The sequence below is a fragment of the Flexivirga meconopsidis genome, from assembly GCF_026162425.1.
GTDB classification, from domain to species: Bacteria; Actinomycetota; Actinomycetes; order Actinomycetales; family Dermatophilaceae; genus Flexivirga; species Flexivirga meconopsidis.
In genome coordinates this window covers 558,774-580,979 of record NZ_JAOBQJ010000001.1, presented here as the reverse complement: position 1 = coordinate 580,979, position 22,206 = coordinate 558,774, and the positions used below count along the sequence as shown (strand labels likewise).

Genomic DNA, 22,206 nt, shown 5'->3' with positions numbered 1-22,206 from the left:
GCTACCCCCGGAGGGCGGATACATTGCGCACCAGAAACCTGCACCGTCCACCCGCCGAAGGAGAGCACGTGCCCCGGTCGTGGCTTCGTGGTGTCTTCGACCCGCTGACTGTCGCCGTCACCGTTGCCTTGGTCCTCGGCCTGCTGCTTCCCGCGCCGGGCTCATGGCTGCCAACTGTCATGGTTGTGGCGAAGGTCGCGATCGGCTTTCTCTTCTTCCTCAACGGGATTCGCATCTCGACCAGCGACATCATCGCGGGCGTCAACCACTGGCGGATGCACCTGACGATCCTCGTGATCACCTTCGTGATCTTCCCGATCATCGGGTGGGTCATGCAGTTCCTGCCGTCGATCATGCTGCGACCCGAGCTGCACGCCGGCGTGATCTTCATGTGCCTCGTGCCGTCGACAGTGCAGGCGTCGATCAGCTTCACCGCGATCGCCGGCGGCAACGTGCCCGCCGCGATCATCGGCGCCACCCTGTCCAACCTGGTCGGCGTCATCGCGACGCCGTTGCTGACCTACCTGCTGCTCTCCCCCGCCGGCGACGTCACGATCAACGCGGCGACCGCGCGGGACCTGGTGCTGTCACTGGTATTGCCGTTCATCCTCGGGCAGTTGGTGCGCCCCCGGGTCAAGGCGTGGGTCGACAGTCACGAATCCACCCTGCGCAACGTCGGCCGCGAGTCGATCATGCTCGTGGTCTACGCAGCCTTTTCAACCGCACAGGACCAGCACTTCTGGAAGCGGCTGGACTGGTGGGAGATCCTGCAGATGCTGGCCATGTCGGTCACCGTGCTGCTGGTGATCCTGCCGCTCAGCCGCTGGATCGCGGTCCGGCTCGGCTTCGACCGGGGCGACGCGATCGCCATACAGTTCTGCGGCAGCAAGAAGGCCCTCGCCACCGGCCTGCCGATCGCGACGATCCTCTTCTCCGGCAACGCACTCGGCCTGGTCATGGTGCCACTGATCATCTTCCACCAGGTGCAGCTGGTCGGCTGCTCCTGGCTCGCCAATCACTATGCACGCCAACTGCGTTCGGCAACAGCCTGACCGGGGCACGACCTGACAGGACACCGTGCTAGCGCACGACCTCGCGGTGGCTGTTGTCGACCCGCCGGGTCCAACCGCGCGCGTCAAGATGCTCCAGGAGAGGTATGGCGACACGACGCGTCGCCTGCAGTGCCTGCCGCGCCTCGCTGGTGGTGAAGAGCGCCGGGAGCGAGGCGAGCGCGCGCATGGCGAGGGCCGGGGCGTTCGGCAGCAGGATCACCCCGTCACGCAGCCGCAGCAGCCGGTCGGCGCGCTCGGCAGCGGCGAGCTCGCGGGGCCCCAGCCCGAGCTGCGCCAGGTCGTCCGCCTCGGGCGCGTCGAAGGGCCGGGCGCGCAGCCGGGTCTCGAGCTGCCGGACGGCATCCTCCGCAGCGCCGAGTGCGGACTCGGCACCCGGTGCGCTGATCTCGCCGTCCCGCTGCTGCAGCCCGGCGGCCTCGACCACCGTCGCGAGCAGATCGGTCGACGGAAGCGCGAGGAGGGACGTCGCGGCGCCACGAGAGAGCCCGGCCGCCAACGGATCACGCGCATGCAGCTCCCACACCGCCGACTGCAGCGCCGACGTCCACTGCGCGAAACGCCGCTCGTCGACCCACCAGCCGCCGATCGCCCGCACGCCCTCGGGAGCGTCGCCGGTCGCGCCCGCGATGCCGAGCCGGCGCAGGGTGGCAACCTGCACGGCCCCCCGACGAACGACCTCCGCGGTCACGTCGCCGCCCGGTGGCAGTGCCGACAGGGCCTCGGCGCGACGAGCTCCGTCGCCTCTGCGCCGCAGCTCCGGCGGGTCGGCGTCGAGCACCTGCGCACCACCGAGGACCCGCCCGGATCCGCTGTCCCGCAACACGATCCGGTCACTCACCGCCAGTGGCAGCCGCCGGTCGAAGGTCAGCCGCGCGTGGTCGTCCCCGAACGGCCGCAGGCGCGCCGGCACCGCGGCCGTCCCGATGTGCGCGGTCACCTGGGCCGGGACGTCGGTGCAGACCGCACCGCTCACCCGGCGCACGTCGACGGTGTCGGCCAGCTGCCAGGCGCCCGGTGTGAGCAGCGCGTCGCCGCGGTGGATGGCGGCCGCCTGGATGCCGCGCAGATTGACCGCGGTGCGGCTCACCGGCTGCGCCACCTGCTCGGTGGAGCCGTGGTGCTGCAGGCCTCGCACCACGACGCGCTGGGTGCCCTCGGCGCCGGACAACTCGAGGGTGTCCTCGGCGCGGATCCGCCCCGCTGCGAGCGTGCCGGTCACCACCGCGCCGGCCCCCTTGATGGTGAACGCCCGGTCGACCCACAGCCGCACCCGGCCGTCCTGCACCGGCGCGGGCACCGTCGCCAGCACCTCGTCGAGCGTATGACGCAGCTCGTCCAGCCCGGCACCGGTGACCGCCGAGACCGCGACCGCCGGCGCGTCGGCAAGTCCGGTGTCGCGCAACTGTTTTCGAGCCTGAGCGATGACGTCTTCGACGGCATCGGGGGCCTTGTCGGCGCGAGTCACCACGATCACGCCGTGCCGGATGCCGAGCGCGGCGACCGCGTCCCGGTGATCGGTCGACTGCTCCCGCCAGCCCTCGTCGGCGGCGACCACGAAGCACACGACCGGCGCCGGACCCAGCCCGGCCAGCATGTTGCCGAGGAAACGTTCGTGACCCGGCACGTCGACGAAGGCGATCTCGCGGCCGGAAGGCGTTGTGGTCCAGGCAAATCCGAGATCGATCGTCAGGCCACGCCGCTTCTCCTCGGCCCACCGGTCCGGCTCGATCCCGGTCAGCGCACGCACGAGCGTGCTCTTGCCGTGATCGACGTGACCGGCCGTGGCGATCACGTGCACGCTCAGGCCCTCCGCTCGCCGGCGCCGACCGCTGCCCGGACGGCCTCGGTGAGACGGGCGTCCTCCGCCTCGGGCACGCAACGCAGGTCGATCAGGCACGCACCGCCGTGCACCCTTGGCAACACAGCGGGTTCGCCGGTGCGCAGCCGTGCGGCCACCTCTTCGGGCAGCGCCACCGCCCACCCGTGCAGCGGCACGCCGGGCGCCCCGCCACCGCCGACACGACCGTCGTGCGGCACCACCTCACCACCGACCGCCTCGGCCAGGGCAGTGGTCCGACGCTTCAGGGCTGCCGGGTCGGCGTGCAGGGCCGCCACGACCGGGGCGTCGCCACCACGCAAGGTCGCCTCGAGCGCGGCCAGCAGGAGCTTGTCGGCGCGGACGGCTCTGGCGAGCGGGTGCTGCGCCATACGGCCGACGAATGCGCTGTCCCCCAACACTATTCCGGCTTGTGGCCCGCCGAGCAGCTTGTCGCCGCTGGCGGTGGTGATGCTGGCGCCGTCGGTCAGCGCGGTCGTCGCGTCGGGCTCGTCGGGCAGCGCCGGGTCCGGCTCCAGCAGTCCGCTGCCGAGGTCGACGACCAGCGGGAGGTCGTGCTCGCGGGCGAGTCCGGACACCTGCGCGACCGAGACCCCGGAGGTGAAGCCCTCGACCCGGAAGTTGCTCGGGTGCACCTTGAGCAGCAGGCCGGTGTCCGGGCCGATCGCGTCGGCGTAATCGCGCAGGTGGGTGCGGTTGGTCGTGCCGACCTCGCGCAGCCGCGCGCCGGTCGAGGCGATCAGGTCGGGCAACCGGAAGCCGGCGCCGATCTCGATCAATTCGCCTCTGCTGACTACGACTTCGCGGCCCGCGGCAAGCGCGGTGGTGGCGAGCACGAGCGCCGCCGCCCCGTTGTTGACGACCAGTGCGTCCTGCGCCGCCGGGCAGTGCGCGAGCAGCGCGGCTCGGGTCGCGACCCCACGCTTGGACCGCACACCGGTGGCCAGGTCGAGCTCGACGTCGACATACCCACTCGCGGCGAGCAGCGCCTCGACGGCAGCCGCGGACAGCGGAGCCCGCCCCAGGTTGGTGTGGATGACGACGCCGGTCGCGTTGAGCACCGACCGCAGCGAGGCGACCGGTTGCGCGGCGAGCGCCGCCTCAAGCTCGGGCACGACCTGCTCCGGCGCGATCTGCCCGGACCGGGCGCGGGACTGCGCTGCGTCGATCGCCGAGCGAATAGCCTGCTCGCTCAACGTCGTTCGCGCATCCTGCACGGCCGGCAGCTCGAGCAGCGTGTCGGTGCGCGGGATGCGGCTGCGCGGGTCGGCGCTGGTCACCGGATCATCGGCCCTTCCTCGCGAGGAAACGTATGGCGGAGGCGGACGGGAATCGAACCCGCCAGACCGAGGTGCTCGGTCTCACCGGTTTTGAAGACCGGGGGGCCCACCAGGAACCCTGACGCCTCCACGCGCCAACTTAGCTGCTGTCCGGCAAGTGTCGTGGCGCGGGAGCGGATTAGCCTCTATCGGGTGAGTGACACGACCGAGACGACCCGACTGACCGGCTACGCCCACGGTGGCGGCTGCGCCTGCAAGATCCCGCCGGGAGAGCTCGAGGACGCGGTCCGTGGCCTGACCGGCCAGGCCGCACCCGACGTGCTGGTCGGACTCGACGACGGCGACGACGCTGCCGCCGTGCTGGTCCGCGACGACCTGGCCATCCTCTCCACCGCCGACTTCTTCACGCCGGTGGTCGACGACGCCTACGACTGGGGGCGCATCGCGGCCGCCAACGCGCTGTCCGACGTCTACGCGATGGGCGGCCGGCCGGTGGTCGCGATCAACCTGGTCGGCTGGCCGCGCGGCGTGCTGCCGATGGAGCTGATGACCGAGGTGCTGCGCGGTGGCCTGGCCGTCGCCGGCGAGGCCGGCTGCCCGGTGATCGGCGGCCACACGATCGACGACCCCGAGCCCAAATACGGTATGGCGGTCACCGGCGTCGCCGACCCAACTCGCCTGCTGCGCAACGACTCCGCAGAGGCCGGTCTGCCGATCACGCTCACCAAGCCGATCGGCGTCGGGCTGCTGAACAACCGGCACAAGCAGACCGGCGAGGTGTCCGAGGCGGCGATCGAGACGATGACCGCGCTCAACCGCGAGGCGTCCGAGGCGGCGCTGGCGGCGGGTGCCACGGCGGCCACGGACGTGACCGGCTTCGGGTTGCTCGGCCATCTGCACAAGCTGCTGCGCGCCTCCGGCGTCGGTGCCGTGCTCGAACGCTCCGCCATACCGACGGTCGAGGGGGCGCGCGAAGCGTTGCGCGACGGCTATGTGTCCGGTGGCACCCGTCGCAACCTGGACTGGGTGCGGCCGCACCTGTCGCCGGCGGCGGACGTCACCGAGGACGACCTCCTGCTGCTGGCCGATGCGCAGACGTCCGGCGGTCTGCTGGTCGTCGGGGAGGTGCCTGGCTACCCGGTGATCGGCCGCACGGTCGCAGGCTCGGGCATCGAGATCGTCTGAGCGCGACCGTCCGACGCGCTCAGGAGTGGCTGGGCCAGTGCGGCGCGGCGGTGGTGATCGAGTCGTCGGTGATGCCGGCGGCGCGGCGCTCGGCGAGCCGCCGCAGCTGGGGCTCGACGGTGTAGCGCGGGTCCTTGGCCGAGTGCAGGCCGGCCTCGAACACTCCGAAGCGGGTGAATGCCGACACGGTCAGCAGCGCCAGCCCGGAGGCGGCCGCGACCGCCCGGTGTCGTCCACCGAGCAGCGCGCCCAGCCCGCCGGCGACCGCGAGCCGCTCGCTCCAGCGCAGCAGCTGGCCGGGCGTGCCATGGTGGAGGGGTTCGGCGGCGACCGGGTCCATCCGGTGCTCCATGTATTTCATCGCCGCGATGTCGCCGATCACGCCCATCACCGCGAGCGCCCGGGCCGGGCCGGTCTCGCGGGTCGGCGTGGTCACCATCGCCAACCCACCCGAGGCGAGGCTGGCCGAGCTGACGAAGACGAACGGCAGGTCGCGGTGCGCGCCATTCCAGGTCGGGTTCGCGGTGTCGGAGAGCAGCACGGCGGTGTAGACCGCCAGCGGGCCGGCGAAGAGCGCCGCCTCGGCACCGGCCGGTGCCTCGACCGCCCGCAGCACCTTGCGCAGCGGGCCGAGCGGCAGCCGGTCACCGAGCAGCCGGTCGACCTCGCTCGCGACCGCGACACCGGTGCCGGCGCTGAACGCGCCGAGGATCCACGACCCGATGCTCATCGGCGAGGTGAGCTTCAGGGTGCGGAACATGTTGTAGAACCGTTCCGGGCGGCCGAGGTCGGCGATCAGCGCGACGCCGCCCACGCTCGCCGCGGCCATCGCACCGAGCCGGGCGTTGCGCCGCAGCACCGCGCGACCGGTCAGCTGCGCGCCGAAGCCGAGCAGACCGGAGCCGCCGGCCACACCACCGAGAAACAGGTATGCCGCAACCGGCCACTCCCACGGCGGCGGCTTGACGATGTTGTGGCCGTAGTAGGACTCGAACTCGACGTCCGGCACCATCAGCATCTCGGCCGAGCCATCCGTGCGGCCCGGGCCGGGACGCTTCTTGCGGCGCAGCTTGCCGAAACGCCGACCGGGACGCTCCGGCTCCGGCGGGCGGAACTGGTCGAAGGCGGAGGTCGTCACCGGGCCCCCAGGAATGCGATCGCGGCCGCAGTGACCATGCCGGCCACCGCCATACCGGCCCGCTTGGCCATCACCGGCAGGTCGGCCGTCGGCACCCGCGGGTCCGGCGGCAGCCCGTAGACCTGCGGCTCGTCGAGCAGCAGGAACATCGCACCGGTGCCGCCGACACCGTCGAGCTCGTTGGCGCCGTAGAGCCGCGCCTCGGTCAGGCCCTGCTCGTGCAACTGCGCGACGCGGTCACGCGCGATGTCGACCAGGTCGGTGTGGTCGCCGTACTTGATCGACGTCGTCGGGCAGGTCTTCGCGCAGGCCGGCGTCTCGTCGTCGAGCAGCCGGTCGTAGCAGAGGGTGCACTTCTGGGCGATGCCCTTCTTCTCCACCTCGGGCTGCTGGCCCTTCTGCTCGCCGCGGCCGGTGGTCGGCTCCACGGTGCCGTCACTGCGCCGTTGGATGACGCCGAACGGGCAGCCCGCCACGCACGTGCCGCACCCGTTGCAGACATCCGGCTGCACAACGACCGTGCTGAACTCGGTGCGGAAGAGCGCACCGGTCGGGCACACGTCGAGGCAGCCCGCGTGCGTGCAGTGCTTGCACACGTCGGACGCCATCAGCCACCGAAACTCCGGGGTGTCCGGCGCGCTCGTGTCCGCCCCCGCCGCAATCGCCGAATCCGTCGCAGCCTCAGGCGTTTTCGCCGGCGGACCCACCGTCGGCATGCCGAGGCTGACCAGCTGCCGGCCGGACTCGCGCGCCTCTTCGATGCGCTCGCGGTCCTGCTCGATGAAGGCGACGTGCCGCCACGTGCTCGCGCCGAGCGCCTGGGTGTTGTCGTAGGACCACCCGGTCAGCTCGAGGTCGCCGTCGCGCGGGTTGCGGTTCCACTCCTTGCACGCGACCTCGCACGCCTTGCAGCCGATGCAGATCGAGGTGTCGGTGAAGAACCCCTTGCGCGACTTGTGCACCTGCCAGTGCGCGTCGGCCGCGGGATCGGTCGGTCCGTGGAGCTGATGACCGAGAACGGAGTGCTCGTCAATGCTCAAAACTGGCTCCAACCTTCCTTGTCGCGGTTCGGATCGTCTTTGGGCGCAGGGTCTTTCAACTCCGCCTCCGGATCGGTGATCCGGATGTTGTCGGTCTCGGTGGTGACCCCCGCACGCTCGTTGTATGACGCAAGCAGCGCAAGCGACGCGGCCCCTCGGGGGCGCCGGCCGGCGATCACGTCACACGAGCCGACCTTCGACTCCTGGATCTGCGTGTTGGGGTCGAGCGTCACGCCGATCAGGTCGTTGGCGGCATCGCCGCTGACGATCGCGTCGGTGCCCCCGACGCCCCAGTGGTAGGGCAGGCCGACCTGGTGGACGGTCTTGCCCGCCACGGTGAGCGGCGTCATGCGGTCGGTCACCAGCACCTTGGCCTCGATGACCGCGCGCGGCGACACGATCGTCGCCCAGCCGTCGTTGACGAGGCCACGCTCCTGCGCGAGCGCAGGCGACACCTCGCAGAACATCTCCGGCTGCAGCTCGGACAGGTAGGGCAGCCAACGGCTCATGCCGCCGGCGGTGTGGTGCTCGGTCAGCCGGTAGGTGGTGAAGACGTAGGGATAGACCTCGACCCCCGGCATACCCGCACTCGGTGCGTCCAGGTTGTCCTCGCGGGCGAAGATCATCCGGGCCGGGTTCTGCTGCTGCACGTAGAGCGGGTTGCGGACCGGGGACTCCTGCGCCTCGTAGTGCACCGGCAGCGGCCCGTCGACGAGGCCCTTGGGCGCGTAGAGCCAGCCCTTGCCGTCGGCCTGCATGATGAACGGGTCGTCACCGGTCAGGGCCGCCGGACCACCGAGGTCGGGGTCGGGCCGGCTGTGCGGCGCCCGGTCGACCGGGAAGTCGGGCACGTCGTCGCCGACCCACTTGCCCTGCTCCTCGTCCCACCAGATGTACTTCTTGCGCTCGCTCCACGGCTTGCCGTCGGGGTCCGCCGACGCCCGGTTGTAGAGGATGCGCCGGTCGGCGGGCCACGCCCAGCCCCATTCGTTCTGGGCCGGGTTGGGGCCACCGCGCGGCACCCGCCGGGCGGACATGTTCTGCCCGCCGGCGAAGACGCCGCTGTAGATCCAGCAACCGCACGACGTCGAGCCGTCGGCCTTCAATTCGGGGTAACCGGAAAGGAGTTCGCGCTCGCCCTGCTCATTGGTGCGATAGCCGTTGATCTCCTGCAGGACCGACTCGGGCACCGGGTCACCGTGCTCGTCGAGCGGATAGTCCCAGGTGACCGCCTGCAGCGGCGCGTCGACCTCGTCGGTGGAGTCGGCGACCAACTCCTTGATCCGCGCCCCGAGCTGGTAGAAGAAGTCCATGTCGCTCTGGCACTCGCCCGGCGGACGGATCGCCTGGTGGCGCCACTGCAGCATGCGCTGGGTCTGGGTGAAGGTGCCGGCCTTCTCGACGTGCGTCGCGGCAGGCATGAAGAACACCTCGGTGTCGATGTCCTCGGTGCGTAGCTCGCCGGAGGCGATCTCCGGAGAGTCCTTCCACCAGGTCGCCGACTCGATCAGGCTGAGGTCGCGCACGACCAGCCACTTGAGTTTGGCCATCGCCAGGCGCTGCATGCGGCCGTTCGCCGAGCCGACGGCCGGGTTCTGACCCAGCACGAAGTAGCCCTCGACGTCACCGGCGAGCATGCCGACGGTCGTCTGGTAGGTGCCGTGCGGCCCGGACAGCCTCGGCAGATAGTCGTAGGCCCAGTTGTTGTCGGCCTGCGCGGCGTCGCCGAAGTAGGCCTTCATCAGGCTGATGAAGTAGCGGTCGGCGTCGGCCCAGAAACCCTTCTGCTTCTTGGACGCGATTGCGTCGAGATACTCCGGCAGCGTGTCGTGCAGTCCGACCGTCGGCATCGGCAGATAGCCGGGCAGCAGGTTGAACAGCGTCGGTATGTCGGTGGACCCCTGAATGCTGGCGTGTCCGCGCAGCGCCATGATGCCGCCACCGGGACGACCGACGTTGCCGAGCAGCAACTGCAGGATCGCCGCGGTGCGGATGAACTGCGCCCCCAGCGTGTGCTGGGTCCAGCCGGTCGCATAACCCCAGCAGGTGGTGCGGTCGCGGCCGGAATTCTCGGTGATCGCCTTGGCGAGGTAGGTGAAGTCGTCGGCGGAGATGCCGCAGACCTCCTGCACCATCTCCGGGGTGTAGCGCGAGTAGTGCCGCTTCAAGATCTGGAAGACCGTGCGCGGGTCCTGCAGGGTCTCGTCGCGCTGCACACCCGAGTGCTCCAGCGGCGCACCACCGCTACCGGCCATCTCACCGGAGGCGGTGCCGGACTTGTTGTGCCCCTCATCGTCACCGGTGCCGCCCACTCCGGAGCCGTCGGCATCGGCATACGACCACGAGCTGGGGTCGTACTTACCGGTGGTGGGGTCGAACCCGGAGAACAAGCCGCCGAGATCCTCGGTGTCGCGGAATTCGTCGCTGACGATCGTCGCCGCGTTGGTGTAGGCGACGACGTACTCCTTGAACCACAGGTCGTGGGAGATCACGTAGTTGATCAGTGCGCCGAGCAGCGCGACATCCGAGCCCACCCGGATCGGGATGTGCTTGTCAGCGACCGCCGAGGTGCGGGTGAAGCGCGGGTCGACGTGAATCACCTTGGCGCCGCGGGCTTTTGCCTCGGAGACCCACTGGAATCCGACCGGGTGTGCCTCGGCCATGTTGCCGCCCTGCAGCACGATGCAATCGGCGTTGGCCATGTCCTGCAGCGATTGGGTGGCGCCGCCGCGCCCGTAAGAGGCTCCCAGACCGGGAACCGTGGCGGAGTGTCAAATGCGCGCCTGGTTCTCGATCTGTATGGCGCCGGCCGCGGTGAAGAGCTTCTTGATCAGGTAGTTCTCTTCGTTGTCCAGCGTGGCGCCGCCGAGCGAGGCGATGCCCATCGTGCGGCGCAGCAGCCGGCCCTTGTCGTCGCGCTCCTGCCAGCCGTTGCGGCGGGACTCCACGAAGCGCTGGGCAATCATCTCGATCGCGGTGTCGCGGTCGAGGTGCTGCCACTCCTTGGATTTCGGCGCACGGTAGAGGACTTCGTACTGCCGGCCGGGCGCGTTGACCAACTGCTCGCTGGCCGAGCCCTTCGGGCAGAGCCGACCGCGCGAGACCGGCGAGTCGGTGTCGCCCTCGATCTGGATGACCTTCTCGTCCTTGACGTAGACCCGCTGGCCGCAGCCGACGGCGCAGTAGGGACAGACGCTCTGCACGACGCGATCGGCAGTCTCGTTGCGCGAGGTCAGGTTGCGGGTGCGCGCGGACTCCACCGCCGGCCCACGGCCGAGGTAGTCCCCGGACCGGAACTGCCGCAGCACCGGCCACTCAAGCATGCTGAAACGTCCCACGGACGCGACCCTACCGCGTCCACCCGGCCGGGTGTGCAGGCTGGGCGAAAGCCTTTGTCCGCACGCGCAATTGGGCCGGTATGACGGGGGCCGCGCAGCCCTCAGCCGCGCGTGTCGTAGGCCTTGAGTCGAAGCTCCTCAAGGTCGAGCGTGGACTGGATGGTGCGCAGCACGGTGTCGTCGATCGTGCGCTCGTCGCGCAGCCGCAGGATGGCCGCCCGCTTGGTGCCGATCAGCGCCAGTCGCAGGCGCAGATACTCCTGCCGGCCGCTGAGCGACTGGTCGGTGCCCGGCTCGGTGAGGTGCAGCAGGTGTTGCTCGATCTCCAGGCGCACCTGGTCGCCGATGGCCGGGTCGATGTGCTGCTCGTCGACAAACTGCGGCAGCGCGTCGAGGGCGGCCTCCTCGGCCGCCGTCTCGGCCAGCTTGCGCTGCTTGCGCAGATCGGTGTCCGGCGCGAATCCGGCCCAGCGGACCACCCTGGGCAGCACCAGCCCTTGCGCGAGAGTCACCACGATCACGCCCGCGGTGACGAAGATGACCGTGTCCCGAAAGGGCAGCGGCGCACCGGCGTCGGTGAATTCCGGCACCGACAACGCGATCGCCAGACTGATCGCCCCGCGGAAGCCGGCGAGCCCGCTGACCAATCGGTAGCGGCCGCTTGCCAATTGGCCTGCCCCGTGCCGGCGACGGTCGAGCCCGGCGATCAGCCAGGACGAGGCGAAGACGAACGCGACCCGGACCACGACGAGGACGGCAACCACCGCCATCACGATCAGCAGCGCATGACCGAGCCGACTACTGGACAGCCCCTCGACCACGGACGGCAGCCGCGCGCCGACGAGCACGAACAGTGCGGCGTTCAGCCAGAAGGTGACCAGCGTCCAGAACGTCTCGGACTGGTGGCGGGTCGCCGATCGGCCGATCCGCGGCGCGGCCTGCCCGAGCACAATGCCGGCGGTGACGACCGCGAGCACACCGGATCCGTGCAGTTCCTCGGCGACCAGGTAGGCGACGAACGGCACCAACACGGTGGCGGTGTTGCCGAGCAGCGGGTCGGCGAGAGTACGCCGCAGCACGAACCCCGCGTAGGCCACCGCCAACCCGATCGCGATGCCGACCAGGTAGCTCGCGACGAACTGCCCGGCGATGCTCAGAGCACCGGGGCGGGTGCTGATGGTCGCGGTGACCGCGACCGAGTAGAGGACGAGTGCGGTGCCGTCGTTGACCAGACTCTCCGCGCGCAGCGCCGTCATACGGCGGAAGGGGAGGAGCCGGCCGAGCACGGCCACGGCGGTCGCGTCGGTCGGGGCGACCGCGGCGCCGAGGATCCAGGCCGGTCCCCACGGCAGCCCGAAGGTATGCGCTACCACCGCGACGGCCCCGGCCGAGAGCACCACCAGCACGGTGCCCGCCAGGGCGATCCCGCGGAAGTTCTGCCGCACCTGCTGCAGCGAGATCGTCAGGCTCTCCCAGAAGAGCAACGCCGGCAGGAAGATCAGCAGCACCACGTCCGGCGGCAGCTGCACGTCGCCGACCGTCGGCAACAGGCCGATGATGACACCGCAGGCGAGCAGGACGACCGGCGGCGAGATGTGCAGGCGGCGGCCGATCACGGTGCCGACGAGCACGACCGCCGCGACCGCGACGAGCAGTTCGAGGCCGACCATGTGCTCTTAGAGACTACCGACCTGCTCCCCCTGCACCGGCCCGTCGGTGTTCGGCGCCCAGCCGAGCTCCGGCGCGACGTGCTCGGCGAAGGCCTGCAGCACGTGCAGGTTGTAGTCGACGCCGAGCTGGTTGGGGATGGTGAGCATGAGCGTGTCGGCCGACATGACGGCCGGGTCCTGCCGCAACTGCTCGATCAGCTTGTCGGGTTCGTCGGCGTAGGTCTTGCCGAAGGTCGACCGGTGACCGTCGATGATGCCGACCTGGTCGAAGCCCTCCCGGCCGCCGAAGTAGGCCGCGTCCCGATCGTCCATGATCGGGAAGATACTGCGTGACACCGAGACGCGCGGGGCTCCGGTGTGACCGGCCGCGGCATACGCCTGCCGGAAGCGGTCGATCTGCTCGTTCTGCAGGTCGGCGAAGGACTCACCGTTGGCCTCGGTCAGCAGGGTCGAGGACATCAGGTTGAGCCCGAGTTTGCCTGTCCACTCTGCGGTTTCGCGGGTCCCGGATCCCCACCAGATGCGGTCGCGAAGTCCCGGCGCCTGCGGCTGTATGGCGAGCCGGCTCCCCGGCCGAGCGCGCTGCGGATCCGCGTCGACCATCCCTTCGCCGCTGATCGCGTCGAGGAAGGTCGCGAACTTGTCGCGCGCGATATCGGCACCGCGGGGGTCCTTCGTGCCGGTGTAACCGAATGCCTCGTATCCGCGCATCGCGGTCTCGGGTGACCCGCGCGAAATGCCGATGGCGATGCGCTGGTCGCTGAGCAGGTCGAGCGCCGCGAGTTCCTCGGCCAATTGCAGCGGGTTCTCGTAGCGCATGTCGATCACGCCAGTGCCCACCTCAATGTGGCGCGTGCGGGCGGCGATGGCCGACAGCAACGGGATCGGGGACGACTGCTGGCGCTCGAAGTGGTGCACCCGGAAGTAGGCGCCGTTGGCACCGACCTCGTCGGCCGCGACCGACAGCTCAACTGCCTGCTTGAGGGCGCTTGCCGCGTCAGGCGTCTGTGATCCGGGGACTGCGCCGTAGTGTCCGAAGCTCAAGAATCCGAAAGCCTTCACAGTCGTCCAGAACGCCGGATCGGGCCGGGCTGTTCCACGTTCGGCCCGATCGGCTCACGGCAGCGCGTCGAGCAGTTCCACCCGCAATCGGTCAGCCGTCTCCTGCACCGGGTACGCGACCGCCAGGCTCGCGCGCTGGATCAGGTAGTCGAGCTGAGCGAAAACCCGCGCACCGGTCATCGGGGTGCCGAGCTCGGCATACCTCCCCGCGGCACGGTCGGCGAAATCGTGCAGCGGCCCCTCCAGCGCCGTGACGTATGGCGCGAGGTCGGCGTCGAACAGCGTCCGGCTGCGCAAGTCATGCCGGATCACGTATGCCGACCGGTGCGCGACGAAGTCGTTGGCGATCACCGACGCGAGCGCATTCGACACGGCCGCAACGGTTTTCGCCGCATCAATCGGCGACGCGTCCAGCACGGACTCGCGCAACAAGCGGGCGACACACTCGCGCACCAACTCCGGCCGGCCCGCAAAGTAATAGTGGACCACCCCGTGGGAGTACGGCGTGCGCCGCGCGACGTTGCGGACCGAGAGGTTGTGATAGCCGCCCTCCGCCCACACGTCCAGCGCAGCGTCCACCAACTCGGCGCGGCGATCCCTGCGGTTCTCCGACAGCCCCGGTTCCGGCCGGAGCAGAATTTCAGACCCGTCGACACAGCTCATGCCGACCCACCTCCTCGACGTGCTGATCCGAGTGTCGGGCGCATCCGCTCGGTCCGGAAGACTTGGGCGTTCGTCCATGACGCGATCGGTACAGCCGGGACGCGATCGGTATATCGATCGAGCCAATTCCCCTGTCCTGGGCGGGTGTTCAGGCTCTCTTCGACTCACCGGGAAGCTCCCCGAAGCGCTCCGCATAGGCCCGCGAGAACCGTCCCGGGTTGCCGAATCCCCACCGTGCAGCCACCTCGGCCACCGTGACGGCGCTGCGACCGGCGCGCAGGTCCTGACGGGCCCGCTCCAGCCGCACCTGGTTCAGGTAGCGAAGGGGGGTCGTGCCGAGATGACGCTCGAAGGCGCGCTGGAGGGTGCGCCGACTGACCCCGGCCGCCATGCACAGATCGGCGAGTACCAGCGGCTCGTGGGCCCGTTCGTCGATCTCGCGCAGTGCCCTGCGCAGTGCCCCGGGCAACAGCCCGTCTCCCCGGCGAGGTGGGTCCTCCTCTGCGGCGTGGGTGATGAAAAGCGTTCCCACGACATACTCCTCGAAGGTCGCCCACCACAGTGGACCGGCCTCACGCACCGCCGGGTCGCTCAGGCTGCGTTGCACCAAATTGACGCAGCGTTGCCAGCGCAGTGCGTCCTCGGCGGACTTCGGCGCGGCGGCCGAGAGTGATGGCGGCACGCCACCCGCCTGCCCGGTGATGCCGCGCCAGTAGCGGGTCAGCGCGGCAGGATCAAGGCGCAGGTTCCGCACTACCAGGCCGTCATGCCAGCGCATCCGGAAGAGCACTTCAGGGTCCAGCGCCGCCGAGTCTCCTGGTCCGACCAGGAGTTCCCGCGGTCCGGCCGAGACCGTCAGGTTGCCGCGCATCGCGTGCATGATGCAGTAGGTCTGGCCGAGTGGATCGAACGGCACCACGAGCGAGTCGGTGCCGTAGGACAGCAGGTCGATCGCCAGCGCACCGTGCTCGAGACTGCGCTGCCGAGCACGAAAGTCGGCGGCCGCGCCGAGCACCGCGATGCCGTGGGGCACGTAGGACGCAGCGACGATTTCGCGAGCCTCGTCGATGTCGGAAGTGTCGAGTTGGGTGTGGAAACCGTGTGCTGGTAGGTGTGCAGGTGGATCAGCCATGGGACGTTCCGATTCGTGCCTCCGGATCGATGCTACTCCGGGTGGTCAAGACACCTGTCAGGCAAGCGTCCCGCGCTGTGTGTTCTACATTTTGTAGAATGCTCGTGTGCTCGACGAACCCGTACCGCTCCACGGCACCGGCTACCACCCCGATCCCTACCGGCTCTACTCGCGAATGCGCCGCGAAGGACCGGTGCATCGGGTGGCGTTTCCAGCAGTCGACGCCTGGCTGGTCACCGGGTATGACGCGGCACGCGCAACCCTGACCGACCGCCGCATCGGCAAGAACCACGCGCTGGGTAATGACGCCTGGCGGGCGAAGGCGTCGATCATGCCGGAACCCCAGCACTCCGAACTCCAAGCGCACCTGTTGCACCAGGACGGCGCCGATCACGCGCGCATGCGGTCGCTCGTCATGGACGCACTGTCGCCCGCAGCGTCCGAGCTGGCGCGGCCGCGCATCCGCGAGATCGCCGGCGCGCTCGTGGACGACTTCCCCGACAGCGGGCAAACCGACCTCGTCGCCTCCTTCGCCGCCCGACTTCCATTCTTGGTGTTGGCCGAAACCCTCGGCTTGCCAGCCGAACTCGTCGATCGGTTCGACCGGGACTGGCGCCTCGTTGTCCAGCCGGTCGGCCCCGACTCCCCATTGCGGCCGGTCTACGAGGCACGGCTGCGGGCCTTGCAGCGCTACATCGGAGATGTCGTGCAGGATCAACGGGATCACGAACGCCCCTGCCTCCTCGGCACTCTGGTGCGCGCGCACGACCGTGGAGTGCTGAGGAGGGCCGAGCTCGACTCGATGATCTTCCAACTGCTGGTCGCCGGCCAGGAGCCGGTCACCAATCAACTGAGCACGATGTTCGTGGCGTTGCTGCAACACCCCGAGGCACTCGACGCGCTGCGGGCGGACCCGGGCCTGCTCCCCTCCGCGGTCGAGGAGTTGCTGCGCTACGACAGTGCCTTCGAACTCACCACCTGGCGCTTCCTGCCGTCCACCAGTGACCTGCACGGACGAACGGTGACCGGCGGCGACTCGATCATCGTCTCGCTGTGCGCGGCCAACCGTGACGAGCGCGAGTTCGACCGCGCCGACGAACTCGTGCTCGACCGAAACCCCAACCCCCACCTTGCCTTCGGGCACGGCAAGCACTACTGCCCTGGTGCGGCATTGGCCCGCATCGAGTTCCAGGTGGCCCTCGAAGTGCTGCTCTGCCGACTTGAGTCCCTGAGCCTGGCGTGCGACCCGGCCGAGCTTGAGTGGACTCCGGCGGTGCTGGCCCGGGGTGTCGACCGCCTCCCGGTGCTTTTCGAGCGGCGCGCATGACCAGCGCGGACGACGTCGCGCGGGCGATCCTGCAGATCCTCCTGCCGCACCGGCGACACCTGCCTCACGAACCCAGGGCGACGCCCGACGACTTGCAACCACAACTGCGCCGGCTGACCCGCACCGTCCGCTCCGGCCGACCGGTGCACTTCACGCTGCCCGGATTCCCGTGCAAGTCGCCCAACCCGGCCAAGGTGCTGGGGTCCCTGCCGGATGAAGGCGAACGCCTTGCGTTGCACTTCCTCGACCGGCTCTGCCGGGACGTGGAGCTCGTGCACCCACCCGGGGCGCGACTCACCGTGTGCTCCGACGGGCATGTCTTCAGCGACGCAATTCGAGTGTCGGACAACACGATTCGCGCCTATCGCCGCCGCCTCGACAGCATGATCGCGGGCACGTCGGACCTGATCGACACCTTCGACCTGGCCGATGCGGGCTTCGCCGGCCTCGCTTCCCGGCGGGAAAAGCTGCTGAGCGAGCGAGCACCGCACGTCGAACAGCTGCGCGCTCACGTGCGCTCCGATGAGACGGCGGCCCAGCATTATCGCGGGATCACCCGGTTCCTCGTCGAGGACACCCCACGGCACGACGGCACGAAGTCCGCGCTGCAGCGCGACTGCCGACGCCGGGCGTATGACGTCATACGAAGGAGCATCGCGTGGGGCAGCCTCGTCGACGAGACCTTCCCGGACGCGGTGCGCCTGTCGATCCACCCGCAACCGATCGGGTCGGCCAAGCTCGGCATCCGGCTGCTCGACAGCCCGGACGCATGGGCGACCCCTTGGCACACCTGCGTGCTGCGAGGTCCCGACGGCACCCGGCTGCTCCCCCACCACGAGGCGCGCCGTCACGGCCGGCTCGTCCGACGTGACGGCGTACCAAGCCATTTCGTCGCGCGCTGACTTACCAAACGTCGAGCGGCTGCAGGTCCCACCGGGCCAACTCGTCGGTCACCAGGGCAGCCAACGCATCCCGGTCGGGCATCCGGTCGGGATCGAGACCCTCGACGGTGAGCGTCATCCGGTCGCCGAATTCCTGCAGCCAGGTGGTGACCCCGCCACCGGCCGCGCGCATGAGATCCGGTGTGACGTTGCGGTGCACCCCGCGGCACATCATCGAGCGGGCGGTGGGACCGCCGAGCCCGCTGCCTTCTGGTGAGATCCGGCCGACGTTGGACACCGAGACCAGCGAGGCAGGCATCCGCTCGACGAGCTTGCGGATGACCGCCTTCGGCAACAGCCGCGCGACCGGCTCGAGATGGGTCATCATCGATGCCTCGTCCGGGTCGGTGGCGCGGGCCAGCGCGACCTTGGTGGCGGCTCGCACCTGGCGTAGGTCGTCGTAGCGGCTGCTGCTGACTTCCACCGGCACCGAGGCGCCGCCGAGCACGTTCGAGCGGTAATCGCCCTCGCCGCGCAGACGCACCGGCATCGCGACGCCGATCGTGTCCCCCTCGCGCGCCAGGCCGGCAGCCACGACCAATCCGGCGGACAGCATCAGCAGCAGGCTATTGGAGGTTCCGCCCCGGGCAGCGGCCGCCGCACGCCAGTCGCCAGCCGCAAGATCGACGGCCACGAACGCTGGCACGTATGACGATTCGCGGTCCGCACGAAGTGGGGTGCGCGCCCGATCCGCCGGCACCGAGGGGGTCGCCGAGTGCTCGCCGGTGTGGCGGCGCGCGGCTCGGACCGCACCCACGGTGCCTCGGCCCGCGGCGATCAGCTGCCGGCCCGCGTCGCGCGCGTCGTCCCGCCATCGCACCACCTGCGACGTCGCGCGGGCGTCCGGCACACGGGGCAGGGCATCCCCAGTGACGGCTGCGTCGATCGCCTGCAGGATCAGCCCGCCATCGCCGATCGTATGGCGCGTCACGAACGACACGAGCTGGCCACCGTCGGTGACCGGGGTCGCGGAGAGCCACCAGGCAGGGCCGTGCAGCGGGTCGATCGGCGCGGCCAGTTGGTCGTCGCACCAGCGCATCAACTGCTCAGGGCGGACCGGCTGCTCGTCGATGGTGAGGCGGGTGCCGGCCGGCGCGGGCATCCACCGGTACCGCGCGCCCGGCACTCGCGGCGCCGCGGCGAGCCGGCTGAGTGGACCTCGGGCGAGGTTGTCGTGCAGTGCGGCAAGAGCCCCGCTGGGCAACGGTTGCGGCAACCGCCAGGTGTGTTGGGACGCGACCGGGATCCCCAGCACCGACTCGCTGAGGAAGTAGGCCTCGTCGCCGAAGGTGAATCGGTTGTCCATCACTTCACTCATCGGTCCCCCTCACCAGAATGTAGGTTGCAGAGCCCATTTCGCGCTCTCTTCGCAGATCGCTCGTCGGATCGCGGCCGGATCGGGCCAGAGGTCCGGGTCCATGCCGAGCACGCTGAGTGTCGCCTTCCCGGCCGAGACCGACAGCCAGACGGTGAGTCCACCACGCGCGCGGCGCAACTGCTCGACGGTCGCGTTCTGCACTGTCATCCGCACGGTGACCGCGCCCACGACGTCACCACCCAGCGAGGCGACCGCGGCCGGCACCGCGCCGATGTTAGAGCACGTCAGCACGGCCGCCGGCTGACGAAGTGCCATGCTGCGCAACAGTTTTCGAGGAAGCAGCCGAAGGATCGGGGTGACCATCCGCAAGACGTCCTGCTGGTCGCGCTGCGGGTCCGTCGCGTGGGCAAGTGCTTCGCGGGCGGCCTTGCGCACCGGGCGCAAGTCGTCATACCCGGTCGCGTCGACGGTCATCGGCATCGTGGCGCCGATCGTCGCGATCGCCCGACGGTCGCCGGGCCGGCGCACGGCGACCGGGATCGACACCGGGATGCGGCTGCCGGTCTCCACCCGGCCGGCCGACTCCAGCAAGCCGGTGCCAAAGGCGATGAGCAGCGAATTGTTCGACCCACCGCGAAGCTCGGCGACCGCCTGCCATTCCCTCTCATCGAAGTCGGCCACTGCGTATGCCGAGGGCCGCGCGGCGTGGGCGACCGGCACGTCCGGGCGGGGCGGCTGTGCGGGCGGTTTGCTCATAAACGCAGCCGGTGACTGCTTCCGGCGACGCAGCGCGAGCCGCGCCAACTTGCCGATCCCGAAGAATGCGGCGGCGAGCTGTCTCCCGGCGTCCCGCAGGTCGTCCAGGCGTGTCGGAGTGCGGGCACTGTCGTCAGGCAGTCGGCCGATGTCCTCGCCGGTCGACGCGGCGGCGAATGCCGCATATGCGCCACTGCCGTCCGAGAGCGTATGCGGCGCGGTCAGCACGACGGCGTGTCCACCGCCGGTGAATGGCACTGCCGAAATCGTCCAGGGCACACCGCGATCGGCGTGAAATGGCCGCGCAAGGTCTCGGTCGGCCCAGTCGATGAGCTCGTCGCGATCGATGGGCGGATCGACGCGCACGAGTGGTTCCGGTGGCGGTGCGGCGACCCAGGTGCCGCGCGCAAACGGCATGCGGGCCGGGCGCAGGCGACGGGTGAGCGGGCCCTGCGCCACCCGGGCGACCAGCCGCTGCAGGCGATCCCGGTCGATCGGCGTGTCGAACCGCCAGATCATCTGGTTGACGATCGGCAGCTCGAGCACCTGCTCGGCCAGCACAAACGCTTCCTCGGCCGGAGTCAGCCGATTGGCCTGCGACATACGGCAACTCACGTCTTCCGGATGTAGGCGTGCACCGCGATGGGCGCCATGATCAGCATGATGAGCGTCGCGCCGACCAGCGACCAGATGATGTCCATGCCCACCGACCCCTGATTGGCCAGTTGCCGCACGGCGGTCACCAGGTGCGACACCGGGTTGATGTCGGCGAGCCACTTGATCCAGGACGGCATGTTGGTCGTCGGCACCAGCGCGTTCGAGATGAACGTCATCGGCATCAGCACGAACATCGAAGCGCCTTGCACCGCAGGCGCGCTCGGCATTCGGACCCCGAGGAAGGCAAACACCCAGCTCAGCGCGAACGCGGTGTAGATCACCAGCAAGCAACCCAGCAGCAGCCCCGGCCAACTGTGCGGCGTGTAACCCATCAGAGTGCCGACGAGGACGACCATCGCCGCGGCGACGATGTAGCGCACGACGTCGGCGGTCAGTGCCCCGATCAACGGCGCGATGCGGGCGATCGGCATCGACCGGAACCGGTCGAACACTCCCTGGTCGACGTCCTCACACAGTTGCACGCCGGTGTTGACGGCCGCGGTCACCGCAACCTGCACCAGCACGCCCGGCACCAGATTGGGCAGGTAGTTGCTGACGCTGCCGGCAATCGCACCGCCGAAGATCCCCGCGAACATCGCGGTCGAGACGATTGGCAAAGCGACGACATCGAACAACCGGAACGGGTTGTGCCGGATCTTCAGCAGGCCGCGCGCAGCCAACGTCAACGACGTCGCCGCGGTGCTCGCGACACTGGGCCGACGGGTCAGGTTGTCCCGCTGTCGACGTTGTGCCCGTGACTGGGCAGTCGCCGCGGTCATGCGCCCTCCTTACGCGGGTTACCGGTGATCTGGAAGAACACCTCGTCGAGGGTCGGCTTGTGCACCCCGACCTCGGAAACCTCGATCCCCTTGTCACGCAAGGCAATCAACACATCCGTGACCAGTGAAGCACCGGCGACCGGCACGACCAGTGTGCGGTCGGCTTCGGTCTCGACCGAGTGGCCGGCGATCTGCTCCATCACCAGGCTGGCGGTCGGGAGATCACCGTCGTCGACCAGCGACAGCCGGAGACGACCCGAGCCGACCGACGCCTTCAGATCGTCCGCGCTGCCCTCGGCGACCACCTTGCCGTGATCGATCACGACGATGTTGTCGGCGAGCTGGTCGGCCTCTTCGAGGTATTGGGTGGTGAGTACGACGGTGGACCCACCCCGCACGAGCCGTCGGATCGTCTCCCACATCTGTTGCCGGGTGCGCGGGTCGAGCCCGGTGGTCGGCTCGTCGAGGAAGATCAGCGGCGGCTCGGCGAGGAGGCTGGTCGCGAGGTCCAGCCGACGACGCATGCCGCCGGAGAAGTGCTTGAGCGAGCGGTTCGCCGCGTCGGTGAGCGAGAACTCCTCGAGCAGTTCGGCGGTCCTGCGACGGGCGCCGGCCCGCGAGAAGCGCAACAGGCGCGCGAAGACCATCAGATTTTCGCGCGCGGTCAACTCCTCGTCGACCGATGCATACTGCCCGGTCAGCCCGACGAGCGAACGCACCCGGTGCGCGTCGTGCTGCACGTCGTGTCCGAAGATGCTCGCGCTGCCACCGGACGCAGGCAGCAGGGTCGCAAGCACCCGGACCGTCGTCGTCTTGCCCGCGCCATTGGGACCCAGCAGGCCGAGCACGCTGCCGGTCGGGACACTGAAACTGACGCCGTCGACCGCGACGAAATCGTCGAACCGCACCGTCAGATCTCGCACGTCAACCGCGAGCTCCGGTGGGGCGGCGGGACTGGAAACCATGCCGGCCATGGTGCCGTATCAGACTACGCCGCGGTAACCCCGTCG

17 protein-coding genes and 1 tRNA gene are annotated in these 22,206 nt (G+C 69.7%); 4 read left to right on the top strand and 14 right to left on the bottom strand.

Annotation, left to right across the window (positions count from 1 at the left end; translation table 11 throughout):
• Positions 1-68 precede the first annotated feature (68 nt).
• Entirely contained in the window at positions 69-1,052 is a 984-nt protein-coding gene (locus N2M23_RS02815; RefSeq protein ID WP_265443114.1) for a bile acid:sodium symporter family protein, read from the top strand.
• Between the two features lie 28 nt (positions 1,053-1,080).
• Here the strand turns inward: N2M23_RS02815 and selB are convergent, their stop codons facing one another.
• The 3 genes from selB to N2M23_RS02800 all read right to left on the bottom strand — a co-directional run bounded on the left by selB (position 1,081) and on the right by N2M23_RS02800 (position 4,319).
• Complete coding sequence (selB, locus tag N2M23_RS02810; RefSeq protein ID WP_265443112.1) at positions 1,081-2,871, bottom strand: selenocysteine-specific translation elongation factor; 1,791 nt, start codon at positions 2,869-2,871, stop codon at positions 1,081-1,083.
• A gap of 2 nt (positions 2,872-2,873) precedes the next feature.
• Complete coding sequence (gene selA, locus N2M23_RS02805) at positions 2,874-4,190, bottom strand: L-seryl-tRNA(Sec) selenium transferase (RefSeq protein ID WP_265443110.1); 1,317 nt, start codon at positions 4,188-4,190, stop codon at positions 2,874-2,876.
• 33 nt (positions 4,191-4,223) lie between these two features.
• Positions 4,224-4,319, bottom strand: a tRNA-Sec gene (locus N2M23_RS02800).
• A 63-nt stretch (positions 4,320-4,382) separates the two neighbouring features.
• Here N2M23_RS02800 and selD point away from each other — a divergent pair.
• The gene (gene selD / locus N2M23_RS02795) at positions 4,383-5,375 is read left to right on the top strand and encodes a selenide, water dikinase SelD (protein WP_265443108.1); all 993 of its coding nucleotides are present in this window, start codon (positions 4,383-4,385) and stop codon (positions 5,373-5,375) included.
• Between the two features lie 19 nt (positions 5,376-5,394).
• Here selD and nrfD read toward each other — a convergent pair whose 3' ends face one another.
• The 7 genes from nrfD to N2M23_RS02760 all read right to left on the bottom strand — a co-directional run bounded on the left by nrfD (position 5,395) and on the right by N2M23_RS02760 (position 15,418).
• Positions 5,395-6,513 (bottom strand): NrfD/PsrC family molybdoenzyme membrane anchor subunit, encoded by a 1,119-nt coding sequence (nrfD, locus tag N2M23_RS02790; RefSeq protein WP_265443107.1) that lies wholly within the window; start codon positions 6,511-6,513, stop codon positions 5,395-5,397.
• Positions 6,510-7,553: a 4Fe-4S dicluster domain-containing protein gene (locus tag N2M23_RS02785; protein ID WP_265443106.1), complete on the bottom strand. Its 1,044-nt coding sequence runs from the start codon at positions 7,551-7,553 to the stop codon at positions 6,510-6,512. Before N2M23_RS02785 ends, nrfD begins: the two co-directional genes overlap by 4 nt.
• Positions 7,550-10,876, bottom strand: a complete 3,327-nt coding sequence (gene fdh / locus N2M23_RS02780; RefSeq protein WP_279671599.1) for a formate dehydrogenase — start codon at positions 10,874-10,876, stop codon at positions 7,550-7,552. Before fdh ends, N2M23_RS02785 begins: the two co-directional genes overlap by 4 nt.
• A gap of 116 nt (positions 10,877-10,992) precedes the next feature.
• Positions 10,993-12,561, bottom strand: coding sequence for a Na+/H+ antiporter (locus tag N2M23_RS02775; RefSeq protein WP_265443101.1), 1,569 nt, complete (start codon positions 12,559-12,561; stop codon positions 10,993-10,995).
• Positions 12,562-12,567: 6 nt separating this feature from the next.
• Positions 12,568-13,623 carry an LLM class flavin-dependent oxidoreductase gene (locus N2M23_RS02770; RefSeq protein WP_265443100.1) on the bottom strand — a complete coding sequence of 352 codons (1,056 nt, stop codon included), beginning with the start codon at positions 13,621-13,623 and terminating at the stop codon, positions 12,568-12,570.
• 54 nt (positions 13,624-13,677) lie between these two features.
• Positions 13,678-14,286: a TetR/AcrR family transcriptional regulator gene (locus N2M23_RS02765; RefSeq protein WP_265443099.1), complete on the bottom strand. Its 609-nt coding sequence runs from the start codon at positions 14,284-14,286 to the stop codon at positions 13,678-13,680.
• A 148-nt stretch (positions 14,287-14,434) separates the two neighbouring features.
• Complete coding sequence (locus tag N2M23_RS02760) at positions 14,435-15,418, bottom strand: helix-turn-helix transcriptional regulator (RefSeq protein WP_265443097.1); 984 nt, start codon at positions 15,416-15,418, stop codon at positions 14,435-14,437.
• Between the two features lie 106 nt (positions 15,419-15,524).
• On the opposite strand from N2M23_RS02760, the gene N2M23_RS20890 reads away from it, so the two are divergent.
• Positions 15,525-16,745, top strand: a complete 1,221-nt coding sequence (locus N2M23_RS20890; protein ID WP_265443095.1) for a cytochrome P450 family protein — start codon at positions 15,525-15,527, stop codon at positions 16,743-16,745.
• Positions 16,742-17,647: an isocyanide synthase family protein gene (locus N2M23_RS02750; RefSeq protein ID WP_265443094.1), complete on the top strand. Its 906-nt coding sequence runs from the start codon at positions 16,742-16,744 to the stop codon at positions 17,645-17,647. The genes N2M23_RS20890 and N2M23_RS02750 overlap by 4 nt, the downstream gene beginning before the upstream one ends.
• 1 nt (position 17,648) lies before the next feature.
• Here the strand turns inward: N2M23_RS02750 and N2M23_RS02745 are convergent, their stop codons facing one another.
• Genes N2M23_RS02745 through N2M23_RS02730 form a run of 4 tightly spaced genes read right to left on the bottom strand, consistent with a single transcriptional unit; the run spans position 17,649 to position 22,161 of the window.
• Positions 17,649-19,004: a hypothetical protein gene (locus N2M23_RS02745; protein ID WP_265443093.1), complete on the bottom strand. Its 1,356-nt coding sequence runs from the start codon at positions 19,002-19,004 to the stop codon at positions 17,649-17,651.
• A 9-nt stretch (positions 19,005-19,013) separates the two neighbouring features.
• Positions 19,014-20,363: a non-ribosomal peptide synthetase family protein gene (locus N2M23_RS02740; RefSeq protein WP_265443091.1), complete on the bottom strand. Its 1,350-nt coding sequence runs from the start codon at positions 20,361-20,363 to the stop codon at positions 19,014-19,016.
• Positions 20,364-20,371: 8 nt separating this feature from the next.
• Positions 20,372-21,196 carry an ABC transporter permease gene (locus N2M23_RS02735; protein WP_265443090.1) on the bottom strand — a complete coding sequence of 275 codons (825 nt, stop codon included), beginning with the start codon at positions 21,194-21,196 and terminating at the stop codon, positions 20,372-20,374.
• The gene (locus N2M23_RS02730) at positions 21,193-22,161 is read right to left on the bottom strand and encodes an ATP-binding cassette domain-containing protein (RefSeq protein WP_265443089.1); all 969 of its coding nucleotides are present in this window, start codon (positions 22,159-22,161) and stop codon (positions 21,193-21,195) included. Before N2M23_RS02730 ends, N2M23_RS02735 begins: the two co-directional genes overlap by 4 nt.
• Positions 22,162-22,206 lie beyond the last annotated feature (45 nt).